The organism is Saccharibacillus sp. JS10 (genome assembly GCF_024436065.1).
GTDB lineage: Bacteria > Bacillota > Bacilli > Paenibacillales > Paenibacillaceae > Saccharibacillus.
Map to the genome: position 1 here is coordinate 744,798 of NZ_JANFNS010000002.1, position 17,383 is coordinate 762,180.

Genomic DNA, 17,383 nt, shown 5'->3' on the forward strand with positions numbered 1-17,383 from the left:
TACGATCTGTACATGGAGTCGCGGCTCTTTGTGTTAAGATAAATAAACAGGTTAGGGCAAGTACGTTACTCATTATAGCAGGATTGAAAGGAAGGAACACAAGTGAAGCAAAAAGCTTTGGCGTTCAGCAGTTGGGTAGATCGGGGCATGTTTTGGATTACGCCGTCGCTGCTTGTGCTGGGTCTGATTTGTTCCCAGCCGCTGCTTCCTCTTGTCCCAACGATTCCTTATTTATTTGCGTATATTACTTTCGTTATGGGAGTTGGATGTGGTCGAGAACATTTGAAGCATGTGTTTTCCAGACCTTTTCCGATTATTTTAACGTTGATCATTAGTCATTTGATTGCGCCTCTGGCTGCATTTGCTTTGGGCAGTGCATTATTTGGAGCGTCTTCGCCGTATACGATTGGACTGGTGCTTTTTACAATTATTCCGCTTGGCGTTTCTTCCGTCTTATGGATTGAATTATCGGGTGGAAGCATGGCGCTCGGGCTTGCGATGGTATTATTGGATTCGGCGCTTAGCCCGCTTGTCGTTCCGGGATTGATCCAGCTGTTTTTCGGAACAGAACTCGCTTTCGACACGCTGCATCTGATGCGGGATTTATTGCTCATGGTCGTCGTACCTACAGCTTTGGGCGTTGTGATCTATGAGCGCTCCGGCGGTACGTTCAAAAAGCAAGCGGGTCCTGTTTTGCTGCCGATTTCTAAAATCTTTTTTATGCTTGTGATTTTGTTAAATGCAGCAGGGATTGCTCCTTATGCGTATGAGCTGCGCGGTGATTTGGCTTCGGTGATTCCGGCGGTATTGCTACTGGTCGGGATCGGCTATATGCTAGGTTATTATATGCCTTTGTTATTCAAACAACGCGTGCCTGAGCTTCTGGTTACGATCTCATTTGCAACCGGAATGCGAAACAACTCGCTTGGCTTGGTATTGGCGCTTGGTTATTTTTCGCCGCAAGCGGCGGTTCCGGTCGTGCTGGCAATCTTGGTGCAACAGCCGCTTGCGACTTTGCATCAACTGGTTTTACGTAAATTCAAACCGTACCCGATGAAGGAGAGTCTCCGTTGATGAAACCGTTTCGTACCCGTCTTACGTTGATTTTATTGCTGCTGGTCGGAATTTCTGTATTAGCGGCAGGGCTGACGATGGCTAAAGTTTTTCGAGATTCGCATATTCGTTCGTTGGAAGAGTATATGGGTCGGGAGATTGCATTGCTCGAAGATTTGCTCATATTACCGTCTGCGCCGAAATCTAGTGAAAGTGTTCCGGAAGTGTTCGAACAACAAGCGCGGCGTTTGGCTTCCTTAACCGATTCTCGCGTAACCTTTATCGGCAAAGACGGCGTCGTCATCGGAGATTCGCAAAGCGATCCGGCTTCTATGGATAATCATCTGGATCGCGAAGAGATTCGGACTTCGAGCGCGAATGCTCCCGGACATGCAGTACGGTATAGCCATACTTTAGGGCGCGATATGCTCTATGTGGCAGCTCCTATTGTATCTTCGGGCGGATTCGACGGATATATTCGGTTATCCATGAGTCTTGCGATTGTCGAAGAAGGATTGCAGCGTGGTTGGATCATTATGGGCAGTGCATTGGCGGCTTTATTTTTGCTATCCGCAGCACTCAGTTATCGATTGGCAGGCGGGCTCACGAAGCCGATCGAACATATTATGGCGACAGCGAATCGTATTTCGAAACTCGATTATGATGCACGGGTCGGTCAGATGCGCCGTGACGAGATCGGTCAGCTTGGAGCCTCGATCGACAATATGGCGGATAGTCTTCAAGCGCAGATGCTTACGATTCGAGACAACGAAAGTTTGCTGCAAAACGTACTCGATAATATGACCGGCGGTATTTTGATGATTGACGAAAAAGAGCGTATCGGTCTAGTCAATCGCCAAGCCGAACGGATGCTGGGCATACGCGCCGATCGCGTAGTAGGACGTCCTTACACGGAGCTGAAGCGTTTTTACGAATTGACTCGATTTATCCAAGAAGGCGTTCTACACAAAAATCGGATGCACGACGAGCTGACTTTATTTGTTCCGGAAGAACGCTTGATTTCGCTAGACGGTGTGCCAATGACCGTACTGCATGACGATTCGTATCACGGGATGTTGTTCTTATTCCAAGACGTCTCCGATATCCGGCGTCTGGAACGGATGCGCAGCGAATTCGTAGCGAATGTGTCCCATGAACTGAAAACGCCGGTTGCGGCGGTTCAAGGTTTTGCGGAGACGCTGCTGTCTGGCGGCGTACAAGACGAAGAGACTGCACGCTCGTTCCTGAAAATTATCTACGATGAAGGCGATCGGTTGAACCGGTTAATTGGCGATATTTTGGATTTATCGAAAATCGAATCGCGCCGAATCCAACTAGATTATGCGCCCGTACATGTGCTGACGTTGTTCCGATCCGTGAGTAAAGTATTGGAAGGATCATCCGAGCAGAAAAAAATCGGAATCCGTATTCAAGTGCCCGAAGAGTTGTTTATCGAAGCGGACGAAGATCGGATGAGACAAATCTTTATCAATCTGGTGGCGAACGCGATTAGTTATACCCCGGACGGTGGACGTATCACGATCAAAGCCGAAGAGTTTGTTGATCCGGAGTATGAAGAAGATCGGGTACGGTTCAGTATTGCAGACAACGGAATCGGAATTCCGAAAAAAGATTTACCGCGAATTTTCGAACGGTTTTATCGGGTCGATAAAGCCAGATCGCGAGTTTCTGGCGGAACCGGTCTGGGTCTGTCTATCGTCAAACATCTGGTCGAATTGCACCGAGGAGTGATTTCGGTCGAAAGCGAACTTGGCGTTGGAAGTACATTTAGTGTAGAACTCCCTGTGCTTCAGGAAAATCTCTAACTTTTTACACAGAGTTAACAATGCCATGATATGCTGATGAAGGTCAAAAAGTGGAAATCATCAAAGTCGGTCATTTTTGCATCCTACAGGCTTGATATAGAGAAAGGCAGAAGTGATTGAACAAGGCTTTGACAAAGATGTTGAAGGTAAACGAAATGGGGGATCGAGCCTATGGCTAGAAAACTGCTCGTTATCGAAGACGAGCCTACGTTGTCGCGGTTGATTTCTTACAATCTGTCTCAGGATGGGTATGAAGTCGTTCTGGAAGAACATGGGACAAGCGGATATGAACGAGCTCGCAGAGAAGCTTTTGATTTGATTCTGCTCGATCTAATGCTTCCGGGTATGAACGGAATCGAAATTTTAGAAAAATTGCGAACTTCCGGCGTCAAAACGCCAATCGTGATTTTAACAGCTAAAAACGCGGAAGAAGACATCGTACTCGGACTCAAGCTTGGTGCCGATGATTATATTACAAAGCCGTTCGGCGTATCGGAAATGCTGGCGCGTGTCGCGGCGGTCATTCGTCGCACGTCAGGCGAAGATTTGGAATACCCGGCTCCTTCGACGTCTGAATCTAAAATTAGTCTAGGCGCACTGACCATTTATCCGGATAAATACGAAGTGATGCTTGGGCAGCAAAGTATCAATTTAAGACCGAAAGAATTCGAAGTGTTGCTGTATCTGGCTCGCAAGCCCGGGGTTGTTATGACTCGGGACGATCTCATGAACGCCGTATGGGGATTTGATTATATCGGCGGTCAGCGTACGGTAGACGTGCATGTCAGCTCACTTCGTAAAAAGTTAGAGCTTGACCCGGGTTCGGTGCATATCGATTCCATTCGGGGCGTCGGATATAAATTGGTTGTGGCTCAGATTAAAGTAGACTCTAGATCTTCCCTATAAGGGACGGTCGGAGTCTTTTTTTATATTTGATCGACGTTTAACAGAGCGTTGATATTCTTTTAACGAGGCAACGGTACAATGAAGAAAAAAGGCAGGGGAGAAGTTTCTATGTCCGTATCGGCGACGATCGAAAAAGAAGACATTGCGCAAAGTGAAAATCATCAGAATCAGACTTCTTTGACAGAAGAAGCTTTTTGGGAAGAAATCCAGCAATTTATAGATACTAAACCGAAAACGGTTACGGCAGACTTAGAGAAACAACTCAAAATTCAGATCAAAAGGCAGCCTGCATTAACCGACTATATACGTTTTGCTCCCGTGATTGCAGCAGAACTGACTTGCTTTCAAGCGCTGCAAGTATTTAAGCAAAATACCGACGCGCCTTGTATTGTGGTCATTTCGCCAGAAGATCAGCCTGTCTATTTATTGATGCGCGATGCGTTTTATCGGAAATTGAATGGAAGATTTGCTCCGGAGTTATTTTACGATCGACCTGTAGCCGAAGCGGCAGGGCTTGAACCCTTGATCGCGGAAATCAAAGATTGTCCGTCCGAGCTAATCGATATTGCACTGGGAAGAGGAGACGAATCGTTCGCAGATTGCGTTGTCCTTGTTGAAGAAGGGCGTTACGCCGGAATTTTAACGGTACGGGATCTGATTCAATTGTCGCGAGATTTGCAAGAGCTAGCTGCTCAAGAACGCGAAGATCAGATCCAAGAAAGCCGGATGACGCTAAGTCAAATATCTCGTTCATTAACAGAGATTCATCAAGCTACAGATCAAGGCGTGCATGAAGCGCAGCAAATGACTATCCATACCGAGGAAGGCAGGCAAGCCCTGCTTCAAGCCGACCATACGTTTACCGAAGCCGTCTCGGCGATTCAAAAACAACGCGGATCGATCGATAATATGCTGCAATGCACCAAAGAAATTGAAAAAGCAACAGGTGCGATTCGCGGTATTGCCGGAACCAGTTCGTTATTGGCTCTGAATGCTTCAATCGAAGCGGCGCGTGCTGGAGAAGCCGGAAAAGGATTTGCTGTTGTGGCAGGTGAAGTGCGGACTTTGGCAGAATCGACCCGTCTATTATCCGATCAGATCGGCAGTCTATTGGAGCGGATGAATACCTTTAGTCAATATGTCGGCCAAGAGATGGAAGAAACGCAAGCTCGGATCGGCAAAGCCTCCAAACAAATGAACGCTGCTGACGATCATTTTCAGCAAATGTGGATTTCAGCCCAACGTTCGAAACAAACCGGCAATCAGACTTTTGAGTTAACTCAAGAGTCGTTACGCGAAGTTCAAGACATTCATCACAATTTGGAGCAGTCTTTAGCTCAACGATAAACGCGTTTTGAAACTGATTTTTCGAAATTTTACGCTGCGTTTACAATTCTTCTTAATCGGCTTAACAAATCGGGGCTACACTGGCTTGAGGTGAACCGCGAAGGAGACTCAGAAGAATGGAACCGATTATTCGTACCGAAAACCTAGATTTGTATTATGACCAATTTCATGCACTCAAAAGTGTCAATCTCGATATCCCTGAAAAAGCGGCGACCGCATTTATCGGACCTTCCGGCTGCGGAAAATCGACGCTGCTTCGAACGCTGAACCGGATGAATGACCAAATTGCCGGCACGCGAATCGAAGGGCTTGTAGCATTAGGCGGAGCCGATATTTATGATAAAAATATGGAAGTTGAAGATTTGCGTAAACGTGTCGGGATGGTATTCCAGCAACCGAACCCTTTTCCAAAATCAATCTATGAAAATGTAGCCTACGGTCCTCGCCTAAAAGGCATCAGCAAAAAGTCCGAATTGGATCAGATCGTCGAAGAAAGCTTGAAGCAAGCTGCGCTATGGGACGAAGTGAAAGATTTCCAAAAGCGTTCGGCTTTCGGATTGTCTGGCGGTCAACAACAACGCCTGTGTATTGCTCGCGCTTTGGCTGTAAAGCCTGATGTGTTGTTGATGGATGAATCGACGTCGGCGCTTGACCCGATCTCCACTGCTAAAATCGAAGAACTAATTCGTGAAATCAAGCATCAATATACGATTGTGATGGTCACGCACAATATGCACCAAGCGGCGCGTGTTTCGGATAAGACGGTATTTTTCCTCAATGGAGTCGTTGTAGAAGCAGCGGAAACGAAAACTTTGTTCTCCACGCCGGAAGATTCGCGCACGGAGGATTATATTTCGGGCAGGTTTGGCTGAACAAATTTAGAACTAAAAAATAAGGAGGTTCATTCCGTATGGTTCGTAGAACAGATTTTGACTCCGGCTTAAACCAGCTTCGCGAATTGCTGATTCAGATGGGTACACGTATGGACGAGGCATTAAGAGAAGCTGTTGAATCGTTGAAAACGGCTGATTTGGCGAAAGCCGAAGAAGTGATCCGCCGCGACGGTGAATTGAACGTATTGGAAGAAGAAATTTTGGAGCTGGGTTCGCAGCTTATTATTACGCAGCAACCCGTGGCAAAAGATTTGCGCCGCATCATTGTTGCTTTTAAAATTTCGAGCGACTTGGAGCGTATGGGCGATCTGGCACGCGATATTGCAAAAGTAACGGTACGTCTCGACGGCGAACCTATGGTGAAGCCGCTGGTTGATATTCCGCAGATGGCAAATATCGCGTCCACGATGATTTCGGAATCGATTCGTTCTTATATGGACGAAAATACCGATCTCGCTTACAAAATGGCAAAAGACGACGATGAAGTCGATGAGTTATACGGTTCGATGTTGCGAGAGCTGTATACCTTGCTGATCGATGAGCCGCAAGCAGCGCCGCAAATGATGTTGCTGCAAATGGTAGGTCGTTATATCGAACGGATTGCTGACCATGCGACGAACATCGGCGAAAACGTAGTGTTCCTCGTAACTGGACGTCGCCCTGATCTAAATTCGTAATTGAATTTGGAATCGGTAGTCCGAACCTTATGATCTTTTCTTATCCGCGTTATTCGGTACCCCCACCGAATAGCGCGTTTTTTCGTTTGCAATCTGGTATAGATCGGGTAATAGCTTAAAAGTGAAGAAGTTAGCAGGGAAGGAAGAATAAATATGTCTGCTACCGAATACAAGCAATCGTCCGATCAGACTTGGCGTTGGATTTCTTTTGCAAACCATGCTGAGGCTAAGGAACATTTTCATGGTCATACCGATTTTGATATTCAAGCTTGGCTCGGCGAAAGTGTGGCAAGAACCCGCAACCGTACGCTTGCTATGGCTCGTCCCAATCAAGATGATAGTGTGTTAAATGGAACTTTATTTATAGACATGGGGCAAGATCGACAGCAGCATCATTTGCTTTTGCATTATTATGTAACAAAAGATCGGTTGATCTTAATCGGAGGAAACCATCTGACTTTGACGCGTACCGATCAAGAAGGCTTGACTTCGCTCATGCTGGATTGTGCTGCGCCGATTGATGCACTTCTTGTGATGCTGAGCGAAATGTTGGAGTTCTTTTTTATCCAGTCGGATGCTTTTGAACAAAGTCTGCATGCGCTTGAAGAAGAAATGCGTGAGCGGAATGATCGGCGAATTTTGAAACGGACGATTGATCTGCGTAACGATCTGACGTATTGGAATGCACAGATCCTTCCGATCAAAGAAGTCCGTTATGCGTCGGAAGAAACGTTTCGTAGCGATATCGAAGATTCGGATGCCAAACATATTGTCGATCTTCGTCTTCGCCGGATCGAGATGTTGCAACGCGAATATGATCGAGAGATCAATTCGTTACTGAAAGTCGATGAGAATATTACGAATTATCGTTCGAACGATATTATGAAAGCTTTGACGCTCTACACGGTATTGCTTACGCCAACGACTGCACTCGGTGCGATCTGGGGGATGAATTTTGAACGGATGCCGGAATTGTCTTGGCCGTTTGGCTATGCGTTTGCGCTTGCCGTGATTGCGGCGGCTACCGGTGCGACTTATTGGTGGCTGAAGCAACGCGGGCTTACGGCAGATATTTTGGATATGAACACAAAATCCGGACGCCCTAGTAAACACGCGAAAAAAAGAAAAAAAGCCCGGTCTTAAAGACTTGCAGGAGATAAGGTTTTTTTGCCGAATTTCGCATACGCGGAATTCGGTTTTTTGTGCGTTTGATGGTATCATAGAAGAACGAAGATTACAGCTAAGCGGAGGTTTTACATGAATAAATTAATGATGATCGACGGCAACAATTTGATCTACCGAGCCTTTTACGGGATTACGGCGCCACTACAGACTGCTGATGGACGACCAACGAATGCGGTGTACGGATTTATGCTCATGTTGCTTCGTTTGCTTCAAGACGAAAAGCCTACGCATATTTTAGTCACATTCGATGCAGGTAAAAAAACATTCAGACACGATACGTTTACCGAATACAAAGCCGGACGTCAAAAAACGCCGCCTGAGTTAAGCACTCAATTCCCTTTGCTCAAAGAATTGATCGAAGCTCTGGGCATCAAGCAATACGAATTGAACAACTACGAAGCCGACGATATCATGGGTACTCTGGCAGCTCAAGCCGATCGCGAAAAATGCGAAACGGTCATCGTCAGCGGTGACCAAGACGTACTTCAATTGGCTTCGGAATATGTGCGGATCAACTTGCTCAAAGGTAAAGGCGTCGGCGACGTCTTGCCGCACGGACCCGAGCAGATCATGGAGCGATTTGGCTTAACTCCGGCGCAGATTGTCGATCTCAAAGGATTGATGGGCGATTCGTCCGATAATATTCCGGGCGTACCGGGCGTAGGCGAGAAAACAGCGCTCAAGTTGCTGCATGAATACGGAACGATCGAAAATTTGCTTGAGCATACCGATCAACTGAAAGGCAAACAAAAAGAACGAATCGAAGAAAATGCGGATAGCGCACGCCTGAGTAAACAGCTCGCGACGATCTTCCGTGAAGTGCCGTTGCCGCTGGAATGGGACGAACTGGCATATGCCGGGGCAAACCGCGAGACCGCAGAGCCTCTGCTTCGCAATCTTCAATTCACATCGTTGATCGAGAAAATTCCGTATATCGGCGGGGAAGAAGAAGATCCGTTCGCTGAACCAGAGGTAAAAGCAGAAGATCGTCCGCCGCTCGATTTGCGTATTGTCGACGAAGACTTGCTAGATGAATTAAGCGAGTTTTTACCGAAAATCACAGTGCTGCATGCAGAAACGCATGGCGATAATCCGCATCATGCGGAAGTTGCAGGCATTACGCTTCACGGCGAATCCCGGTATTATTATGTGCCCTATGAGGTACTTCGTTCTCCGAAAGCTTCGAAGGTACTGGATTGGTTAGAAGATGCTTCAGCGCCGAAAAACGGCTACGATCTGCATCGGACAGATTTGGCATTGCACTGGAAAGGGATTCATTTTGCAGGCGCAGCGTTCGATTCCCAGCTTGCGGCATATTTGATCGATCCGACCGAAACGGCGACGACAGTCAGCGGTCTGGCGGCTAAATACGAGCTGCCTATTTTGACGGAAGATGAAGTTGTATACGGTCGATTAACGAAGTTCGCTTGGCCGGATGTGGAAGTATTGGCGGCTCACTCAGCGCGAAAAGTCGAAGCTCTGGAACAGATCATCCCCAAACAACGCGAGCTTATGGAAAGTTTTGAAATGAACGATCTGTTTTACAAACTTGAGATGCCGTTGTCGCGTATTCTCGCGGATATGGAGAAACAAGGCATCGCGGTTAATCCAGACGATCTGGAAAAGCTGGGCAGCGAATTTGAGATTGAAATCAAGCGTCTGCAAAGCGAAATTTACGAACATGCCGGAACCGAGTTCAATATCAATTCGACGCGTCAATTGGGCGAGATTTTATTTGATAAATTAGGTCTACCTGTCAAAAAGAAAACGAAAACGGGTTATTCTACCGATGCGAAAGTATTGGAAGAACTAGCGCCTTATCATGCGATCGTGCGGACGATTTTGCAGTATCGGCAATTGGCGAAGTTGCAATCGACGTATATCGATGGCTTGCTCAAAGAAATTCGCCCGGAAACCGGCAAAGTGCATACGTATTACCGTCAAGCGTTAACGGCAACCGGACGTCTGAGCAGCCAATATCCGAATTTGCAAAATATCCCGATTCGTCTGGAAGAAGGTCGCAAAATTCGTAAGGCTTTCGTACCTTCGGAACCGGGTTGGAGTATTCTTGCCGCCGACTATTCGCAGATCGAATTACGCGTGTTGGCGCATATCTCGAATGACGAGCGGTTAAAAGAAGCCTTTTTGCACGATATGGATATTCATACGAAAACGGCGATGGATGTGTTCGGCGTAGCCAAAGAAGAAGTCGATTCCAATATGCGCCGTTCCGCAAAAGCGGTTAACTTCGGTATTGTGTACGGCATCAGCGATTATGGGTTGTCGCAAAACCTTGGGATTAGCCGTGCCAAAGCTGCCGAATTTATTGAGCAATACTTTGCGGTGTTCAAAGGCGTTCAGCAGTATATGCACGATATTGTGGAAGAAGCGAAAAAAGACGGCTATGTCAAAACGATGTTGGAACGTCGTCGCTATTTGCCGGATATTCATAATCGTAATTTTGCGGTTCGTTCATTTGCGGAACGTACAGCGATGAATACGCCTATCCAAGGTACCGCTGCCGATATCATTAAGCTTGCGATGGTGCATGTAGATGAAGTACTTGCCGAGCGCGGACTGAAAAGTCGCCTGCTGCTTCAAGTACACGATGAATTGGTATTCGAAGTTCCGCCGGAAGAAATGGAATTGATGAAAAAATTGCTGCCTGAAACGATGGAAGGCGCATTGAAATTGTCGGTTCCGCTCAAAGCAGACGTCAGCTTCGGTGACAACTGGTACGAAGCGAAATAATGGTCAAATCAAAGTGCAAGACGATAGAAAGGTGATAATAGCATGCCCGAATTACCTGAGGTCGAAACGGTCAAACGAACATTAAATACTTTAATTACAGGAAAAACGATCGAGCGCGTTACCGTCTCGTTGCCGAGAATCGTACGTCGCCCCGATGATCCTTTGTTATTTGCCGCGTTGCTTGAAGGGCAAACGGTACAAAATATCGAACGTAGCGGTAAGTTTTTGCGGTTTAACTTAGACGGATGGGTGATTGTCTCGCATCTGCGTATGGAAGGTCGTTACGGCGTCTATTCATCGAGTGATCCGGTAGAAAAACATACCCATGTCATTTTCCATTTTACCGACGGAACCGAACTTCGTTACCGCGATGTGCGTCAATTCGGCACGATGGATCTGCTTCCCGCAGGTGAAGAATTCGCCGGTGCGCCGCTATTGAAATTAGGTTTGGAACCTTTGGTGCCTGAATTTACCGCAGATGCGCTTGAAGCCAAGCTTGCCGGTAAAAAAACACGGTTAAAAACGGTGCTGTTGAACCAGGAAGTAGTCGCGGGAATCGGGAATATTTATGTCGATGAGACGTTGTTCCGCGCGGGTCTGCATCCTGAACGTCCTGCCAACAGTCTTAGCCGGGAAGAATTGGAACGATTGCATAAGTGCATCGTCGATATTTTGAACGAAGCCGTCGAAGCCGGCGGTTCTTCCGTCAAATCGTATGTGAACGGCCAGGGCGAATCCGGATCGTTTCAAGATCAGCACCGCATCTATGGACGCAAAGGGCAGCCTTGCCATAATTGCGGAACGCCGATTGAACGGATGGTGGTAGGCGGTCGCGGTACGCACTACTGCCCGACTTGCCAACAACCCCACCAAGGAGGGCAAGGCGCATGAGAATCGGATTGACCGGCGGTATTGCGACCGGCAAAAGTACCGTTTCCCGGCTGCTCGCCGCTAAAGGCATTCATCTTGTCGATGCGGATGTTATCGCGCGAGAAGTGATGAATCCAGGTCAGCCTTTATTGCGTCAAGTTGCCGAACGGTTCGGCGCCGAATTTTTGCTGGCTGACGGCGGTCTGGATCGGCGCCGTATGGCGGAACATATTTTTAATCGTCCCGAAGAACGCCAAGCGCTTAATGAGATTGTCCATCCGGCGATTCGCGCCGAAATTCGTAGGCAAGTGCAAGAAGCGGAAGGAACAGATTCGTCAAACATTGTGGTTGCCGATATTCCGCTGCTCTATGAATCGGGATTAGAAGGATTATACGACGAAGTCATCGTGGTCTATGTACCGCGCGATTTGCAATTAGAACGGCTGAAGGTACGAGACGGGTTAACTGACGAACAAGCCGAAGGACGTCTGAACGCACAGCTCGATATCGAAGAAAAAAAGCGCAAAGCAGATATTGTTATCGATAATAGCGGAACACTTGAAAACACACAGGATCAAGTCGATGCGCTATGGAAGAAGTGGACAGAGTCATGAAGGTATTCAAAAAAAGAGTGATTCTGCCTCTGTTCGTACTTCTGATCGGCGCGCTTTTTTTCAGTGACGGCTGGATGTCCTGGGTCTATCCAATCGGATACAAAGACGAAATTCAAAAGCAATCCGCATCTTACGAGATTGATCCTTTTTTGATTGCTTCAATCATTCGGGTCGAAACGAATTTTCAACCGAGCAAAGAATCGCGTGTAGGCGCACTTGGAATTATGCAATTGATGCCCGATACCGCCAAGTGGGCAATCGAGCAAGGCAAATTGCCGGAAGCGACAACGGAACGAATCAAGCATGAACCGGATACCAATATCGAGATCGGGACTTGGTATTTGCGTAATTTGTCTAATCAATTTGGCGATAATTCATTAGCGGTCATAGCGGCTTATAATGCAGGACCCGGGAATGTGAAAAAATGGCTGGAAAACGGAATATGGGATGGCAAGCTGGAAAGTGTACGGAATATTCCAATCGGAGAGACACGGCACTATGTACAGCGCGTCGTTTACTATTATAATCAATATACAAAGGTATATGAGACGTTCTAAATAGCGTGGAAAAGAATAAAGCACGTTTGTCGGTAGAGAAAGGAAGTGAAGGATATTGAAGTGTCCGTATTGCGATTTTAACGGAACCCGAGTACTGGATTCCAGACCTGCCAATGAAAACAAATCGATTCGTAGAAGGCGCGAATGCGAAAGTTGCGGGAGACGATTTACGACATTCGAGATGGTGGAAGAAACGCCGCTCATTGTTATCAAAAAAGACGGAAGCCGTGAAGAGTTCAGTCGGGATAAGATTTTGCGGGGGCTGATTCGTGCTTGTGAAAAACGTCCGGTATCGGTCGAACAATTAGAAACCGTCGTTTCACGAGTCGAGCGTTCTCTGCGCAATACAGCGGCTCCAGAGATCGAAAGCGATCAGATCGGCGAACAAGTGATGCAAGAGTTGTATCCGGTAGACGAAGTCGCTTATATCCGTTTTGTATCCGTCTATCGTCAATTCAAAGACATCAATATGTTTATGAAAGAACTGAAGACGTTGCTGTCCAAAAACAAAGAACTTGAATCGTAAAGGTCTAAATTGCCTTGAAATTTTAAAAAACGAACAGATCAAAAAAGCTTTTCGTCTCCAAAAGGATTCGAAAAGCTTTTTTGGTGTTAAACGTAAAGAGTACAAAGACGACTAATAAAAAACATCTTTCCCGGTTGATTTTCACCAAGAAAGATGTTATACTAATAGCTGTCCGTAATTTAGTTGTTTATAAACAAATATACTAAAATCATAGCATGGTTTGATTTTATTGTCAAATAATATTTAGTGAATTTATTAGGGAGTCAACCCTCAATTTCTGGAAGGAAGGGGAACTATAGATGGATCGAAACATAGAAACTGAGTCCACTCAAATTCCGGAAGAAGCTGTTCTTACCGGCGCAGGAAGTGATGATTCGGTACGCATGTATTTGAAAGAAATCGGGCGCACGCCTTTGTTATCCGCAAATGAAGAAGTTTCTCTGGCAGAACGTATCGTACAAGGAGACGAGGAAGCAAAGCGCAGACTTGCCGAAGCTAACCTTCGTCTGGTCGTGAGTATCGCCCGTCGTTATGTAGGACGCGGCATGATGTTGCTTGACTTGATTCAAGAAGGCAACATGGGCTTGATCAAAGCGGTCGAAAAGTTCGACCACACCAAAGGATTCAAATTCAGTACGTATGCAACATGGTGGATTCGTCAAGCGATCACCCGCGCTCTGGCCGATCAGGCGAGAACGATCCGTATCCCGGTGCATATGGTCGAAACGATGAACAAATTTATGCGCGTTTCGCGTCAAATGCTGCAAGAACTAGGTCGTGAACCTTCGGTTGAAGAACTTGCGAAAGCGATGGAAATGACGGAAGAGAAAATTCGCGATATTATGAAAATTGCGCAAGATCCGGTATCGATCGAGACGCCGATCGGCGACGAACAAGATTCCAAACTTGGCGATTTTATCGAAGATAAAGAAGCGATTGCACCTTCTAAATTTGCTGAAGCAGGATTGCTGCGTGAGCAACTGGAAGAAGTGCTTGATACGCTGACAGAACGTGAAGAAAATGTACTTCGACTGCGTTTTGGTCTGGAAGACGGACGTGCCCGTACATTGGAAGAAGTCGGCAAAGAATTTGGCGTAACGCGCGAGCGTATTCGTCAGATCGAAGCTAAAGCTTTGCGTAAGCTGAGACACCCGAGCCGCAGCAAAATTTTAAAAGGCTACCTGGAATAGTAGATACACAAAAGCCCGGAACTCAAAGTTCCGGGCTTTTTTTATACATTTTTATCTGTGTATCTATAGCATTTGTTTGCGAAGACAATCATCTGATCGGCAAAAAACATTACTGCGCCGTATAACCGCCATCAACCATTAGGCTAGAACCGGTTACAAAGCTGGAATCGTCCGAAGCCAAGAATACGACCGCTTTGCCGACTTCTTCCGGTTTTGCCAGACGTCCAAAAGCATGGAGAGAAGCTAAGTATTTTTGTGTTTCTTCATCTAAAGTCGAGTTCAGGAGTGGAGTTTCAACATATCCAGGGCATACAGCGTTAACACGAATATTTTGAGGGCCGTATTCAAGAGCCAAAGATTTGGTCAAATTCACGACGCCGCCTTTGGAAGCGGTATAAGCCGAAGTTGCTGCACGTCCGACATGACCCAGCATCGAAGCCATATTGATGACCGATCCGCCTTGCTCGCCATTTTTTTTCATTTCTTGAATCGCATATTTGGCACAAAGGAATACCCCGTCCAAGTTGATACTCATGAGTTTGCGCCATGATTCGAATGTCAGATCGTCTGTGCTGTCGGTGTTGCCGATTCCGGCATTGCTGACCATCGTATCCAGACGACCGAATTCATCCATCGCACGTTGGATCAAGGCTTTAACGTCTTCTTCTTTCGATACATCGGAATGTTGATAACGGGTTTCTGCTCCGCCCGCATTTAATTCTTGCTCTAACTTTTTACCTAGTTCATCGTTCAAATCAGAAAATACAACTTTTGCGCCAGCAGCAGCGAGTTCTTTGACACAAGCTTCCCCGATTCCGTTTGCACCGCCTGTTACGATTGCAACTTTCCCTGTTAATGAAGCCATGTTTGAATTCCTCCTTTTAGTTAGCAAGCTAAGTACTTTCAAAATGATATTACCTCAATTTTTGAATTTTGACACTGGATTTAACTGGTTATGTCAAGATCGACAAAAGGACTGAGCATTTCTTGACATGGTTTTTTAACAGTGCTATAAATGGAATTGGATTAGCACTCCGATAAAACGAGTGCTAACAATTTTGACCCATCGGAGGGATAACGAGATATGGAAAAGAAACAGTTTCAAGCCGAATCCAAACGATTACTCGAAATGATGATCAACTCGATCTACACGCAAAAAGAAATCTTTTTACGCGAACTGATCTCCAATTCCAGCGATGCGATTGATAAAATCTACTATCGCGCGTTGACTGACGATACATTGACGTTCGATCCAGAAAATTATTACATTAAACTGTCTGTCGATAAAGAAAAAAGACAATTGACGCTGACCGATACAGGCATCGGGATGACACGCGAAGATTTGGAAAACAATCTGGGCGTCATCGCCAAAAGCGGATCGCTGGCTTTCAAAAAAGAAAACGAAGCCAAAGACGGGCACGATATTATCGGTCAGTTCGGCGTTGGTTTCTACTCGGCATTTATGGTTGCAGACCGTGTAACCGTGACAAGCCGCGCTTTGGGCGAAGAACTGGCTTATCGTTGGGAATCTGACGGCGCAGACGGCTATACGATCGAACCTGCCGAAAAAGCCGAAGTCGGAACACAAATCGTACTGAGTATCAAAGACAATACCGAAGACGATAACTACGACGAGTTTTTGGAAGAGTATCGGTTGCGCAGTATTGTGAAAAAGTATTCGGACTTTATCCGCTACCCGATCAAAATGGATAATATTGTCCGTGTACCGAAAGAAGATGCAGAAGGCGAGTTCGACGAGCAAACAAAGGAAGAACAAGTCAACAGCATGGTGCCGATCTGGCGCAAAAACAAAAGCGAGCTAACCGAAGAAGATTACGAGAATTTTTATGCGGAAAAACATTACGGATTCGATAAGCCGTTATCGCATATGCATATCAATGCCGATGGCGCGGTTGTATATCGTTCGATTTTGTTTATCCCAGAAACGCCGCCGTTCGACTTCTACTCCCGCGAATATGAAAAAGGATTAGAACTCTATGCAAACGGCGTATTGATTATGAATAAATGCGCGGATCTGCTGCCTGATTATTTCAGCTTCGTCAAAGGGATGGTCGATTCCGAAAGCCTGTCGCTAAATATCTCCCGCGAGATGCTGCAGCATGACCGTCAACTGAAATTGATCGCCAAAAATATCGAAAGCAAAATCAAAAGCCAACTTAAATCGCTGCAAAAAGACGACCGTGAAAAATACGATAAGTTTTTCGAAGCGTTCGGCCGTCAATTGAAATATGGCGTGTACAGCGATTACGGCACTCACAAAGACGCGCTTAAAGACCTGCTCATGTTCTATTCTTCGACTGAGAAAAAACTGGTCACGCTGGACGAATACGTTTCTCGTATGCCAGAAGAACAAAAGTATATCTATTACGCGGCGGGTGCTTCGCACGCCCGAATCGAGAAACTCCCGCAAACCGAGATGGTTGCCGACAAAGGCTATGAAATCTTGTATTTCACTGATGATATCGATGAGTTCGCAGTGAAAGTACTAGTGAACTATAAAGAAAAAGAATTCCGCTCCGTATCGGCTGGAGATCTCGGAATCGAAGAGAATGAAGCAGACAAACAAAACGAAGCGGAAGCCGCTGAAGACAAAGAACTGTTCGATTACATGACAGAACGTCTGGCTGGCAAAGTCTCGAATGTACGGGCTTCGAAACGTCTGCGTTCGCATCCTGTATGTCTGAGCAGTGACGGTGAAGTTTCGATCGAGATGGAGAAGATTCTGAGCATGATGCCAGACAATCCAAACGTTAAAGCCGATAAAGTGCTGGAAGTGAACGTGAACCACGAAGTCTTCGCTTCGCTCAAAACGTCGCTGGAACAAGATAAAGCCAAGCTCGACTTGTATACGGACCTGCTGTACAATCAGGCGCTATTGATCGAAGGGCTGCCGATTGAAGATCCGGTCGAATTCACCAATATGATGTGCAAAGTAATGGTCTAAGCTGTTCTTATTCCAACCAGCAG

Annotated in this window: 15 protein-coding genes; 14 read left to right on the top strand and 1 reads right to left on the bottom strand. The window is 46.3% G+C overall.

Features of this window, described 5'->3' with window-relative positions; translation table 11 throughout:
* Positions 1-102: 102 nt before the first annotated feature.
* The 13 genes from NOM90_RS08730 (at position 103) to rpoD (ending at position 14,395) form a co-directional block, all read left to right on the top strand.
* On the top strand, positions 103-1,074 hold the full coding sequence (locus tag NOM90_RS08730; protein WP_255941369.1) for a bile acid:sodium symporter family protein: 972 nt from the start codon (positions 103-105) through the stop codon (positions 1,072-1,074).
* On the top strand, positions 1,074-2,879 hold the full coding sequence (gene pnpS / locus NOM90_RS08735; protein ID WP_255941862.1) for a two-component system histidine kinase PnpS: 1,806 nt from the start codon (positions 1,074-1,076) through the stop codon (positions 2,877-2,879). Before NOM90_RS08730 ends, pnpS begins: the two co-directional genes overlap by 1 nt.
* 171 nt (positions 2,880-3,050) lie before the next feature.
* Positions 3,051-3,785 carry a response regulator transcription factor gene (locus NOM90_RS08740; RefSeq protein ID WP_255941370.1) on the top strand — a complete coding sequence of 245 codons (735 nt, stop codon included), beginning with the start codon at positions 3,051-3,053 and terminating at the stop codon, positions 3,783-3,785.
* Between the two features lie 108 nt (positions 3,786-3,893).
* Positions 3,894-5,132, top strand: coding sequence for a methyl-accepting chemotaxis protein (locus tag NOM90_RS08745; protein WP_255941371.1), 1,239 nt, complete (start codon positions 3,894-3,896; stop codon positions 5,130-5,132).
* Between the two features lie 116 nt (positions 5,133-5,248).
* Positions 5,249-6,004: a phosphate ABC transporter ATP-binding protein PstB gene (gene pstB, locus NOM90_RS08750; RefSeq protein WP_255941372.1), complete on the top strand. Its 756-nt coding sequence runs from the start codon at positions 5,249-5,251 to the stop codon at positions 6,002-6,004.
* A 38-nt stretch (positions 6,005-6,042) separates the two neighbouring features.
* Positions 6,043-6,702 (top strand): phosphate signaling complex protein PhoU, encoded by a 660-nt coding sequence (gene phoU / locus NOM90_RS08755; protein ID WP_255941373.1) that lies wholly within the window; start codon positions 6,043-6,045, stop codon positions 6,700-6,702.
* A 153-nt stretch (positions 6,703-6,855) separates the two neighbouring features.
* Positions 6,856-7,845, top strand: coding sequence for a CorA family divalent cation transporter (locus NOM90_RS08760; protein ID WP_255941374.1), 990 nt, complete (start codon positions 6,856-6,858; stop codon positions 7,843-7,845).
* Between the two features lie 114 nt (positions 7,846-7,959).
* The gene (gene polA, locus NOM90_RS08765) at positions 7,960-10,638 is read left to right on the top strand and encodes a DNA polymerase I (protein WP_255941375.1); all 2,679 of its coding nucleotides are present in this window, start codon (positions 7,960-7,962) and stop codon (positions 10,636-10,638) included.
* Positions 10,639-10,680: 42 nt separating this feature from the next.
* Complete coding sequence (mutM, locus tag NOM90_RS08770) at positions 10,681-11,529, top strand: DNA-formamidopyrimidine glycosylase (RefSeq protein ID WP_255941376.1); 849 nt, start codon at positions 10,681-10,683, stop codon at positions 11,527-11,529.
* Positions 11,526-12,122: a dephospho-CoA kinase gene (gene coaE, locus NOM90_RS08775; RefSeq protein WP_255941378.1), complete on the top strand. Its 597-nt coding sequence runs from the start codon at positions 11,526-11,528 to the stop codon at positions 12,120-12,122. Before mutM ends, coaE begins: the two co-directional genes overlap by 4 nt.
* Positions 12,119-12,679: a lytic transglycosylase domain-containing protein gene (locus tag NOM90_RS08780; RefSeq protein ID WP_255941380.1), complete on the top strand. Its 561-nt coding sequence runs from the start codon at positions 12,119-12,121 to the stop codon at positions 12,677-12,679. The genes coaE and NOM90_RS08780 overlap by 4 nt, the downstream gene beginning before the upstream one ends.
* 55 nt (positions 12,680-12,734) lie before the next feature.
* Positions 12,735-13,205: a transcriptional regulator NrdR gene (gene nrdR / locus NOM90_RS08785; protein ID WP_255941382.1), complete on the top strand. Its 471-nt coding sequence runs from the start codon at positions 12,735-12,737 to the stop codon at positions 13,203-13,205.
* Positions 13,206-13,504: 299 nt separating this feature from the next.
* Positions 13,505-14,395 carry an RNA polymerase sigma factor RpoD gene (gene rpoD / locus NOM90_RS08790; protein WP_255941384.1) on the top strand — a complete coding sequence of 297 codons (891 nt, stop codon included), beginning with the start codon at positions 13,505-13,507 and terminating at the stop codon, positions 14,393-14,395.
* A gap of 109 nt (positions 14,396-14,504) precedes the next feature.
* Here the strand turns inward: rpoD and NOM90_RS08795 are convergent, their stop codons facing one another.
* Positions 14,505-15,260 carry an SDR family NAD(P)-dependent oxidoreductase gene (locus NOM90_RS08795; protein WP_255941386.1) on the bottom strand — a complete coding sequence of 252 codons (756 nt, stop codon included), beginning with the start codon at positions 15,258-15,260 and terminating at the stop codon, positions 14,505-14,507.
* A gap of 219 nt (positions 15,261-15,479) precedes the next feature.
* Between NOM90_RS08795 and htpG the strand changes: the two genes are divergently transcribed.
* Positions 15,480-17,360, top strand: a complete 1,881-nt coding sequence (gene htpG, locus NOM90_RS08800; RefSeq protein ID WP_255941388.1) for a molecular chaperone HtpG — start codon at positions 15,480-15,482, stop codon at positions 17,358-17,360.
* The last annotated feature ends 23 nt before the right edge of the window (positions 17,361-17,383 follow it).

Coding starts and splice junctions, on each gene's coding strand:
- NOM90_RS08740 (WP_255941370.1), top strand. CDS start 3,051: ATGGCTAGAAAACTGCTCGTTATCGAAGACGAGCCTACGTTGTCGCGG.
- htpG (WP_255941388.1), top strand. CDS start 15,480: ATGGAAAAGAAACAGTTTCAAGCCGAATCCAAACGATTACTCGAAATG.
- pnpS (WP_255941862.1), top strand. CDS start 1,074: ATGAAACCGTTTCGTACCCGTCTTACGTTGATTTTATTGCTGCTGGTC.
- rpoD (WP_255941384.1), top strand. CDS start 13,505: ATGGATCGAAACATAGAAACTGAGTCCACTCAAATTCCGGAAGAAGCT.
- NOM90_RS08760 (WP_255941374.1), top strand. CDS start 6,856: ATGTCTGCTACCGAATACAAGCAATCGTCCGATCAGACTTGGCGTTGG.
- polA (WP_255941375.1), top strand. CDS start 7,960: ATGAATAAATTAATGATGATCGACGGCAACAATTTGATCTACCGAGCC.
- phoU (WP_255941373.1), top strand. CDS start 6,043: ATGGTTCGTAGAACAGATTTTGACTCCGGCTTAAACCAGCTTCGCGAA.
- coaE (WP_255941378.1), top strand. CDS start 11,526: ATGAGAATCGGATTGACCGGCGGTATTGCGACCGGCAAAAGTACCGTT.
- mutM (WP_255941376.1), top strand. CDS start 10,681: ATGCCCGAATTACCTGAGGTCGAAACGGTCAAACGAACATTAAATACT.
- NOM90_RS08780 (WP_255941380.1), top strand. CDS start 12,119: ATGAAGGTATTCAAAAAAAGAGTGATTCTGCCTCTGTTCGTACTTCTG.
- NOM90_RS08795 (WP_255941386.1), bottom strand. CDS start 15,260: ATGGCTTCATTAACAGGGAAAGTTGCAATCGTAACAGGCGGTGCAAAC.
- NOM90_RS08745 (WP_255941371.1), top strand. CDS start 3,894: ATGTCCGTATCGGCGACGATCGAAAAAGAAGACATTGCGCAAAGTGAA.
- pstB (WP_255941372.1), top strand. CDS start 5,249: ATGGAACCGATTATTCGTACCGAAAACCTAGATTTGTATTATGACCAA.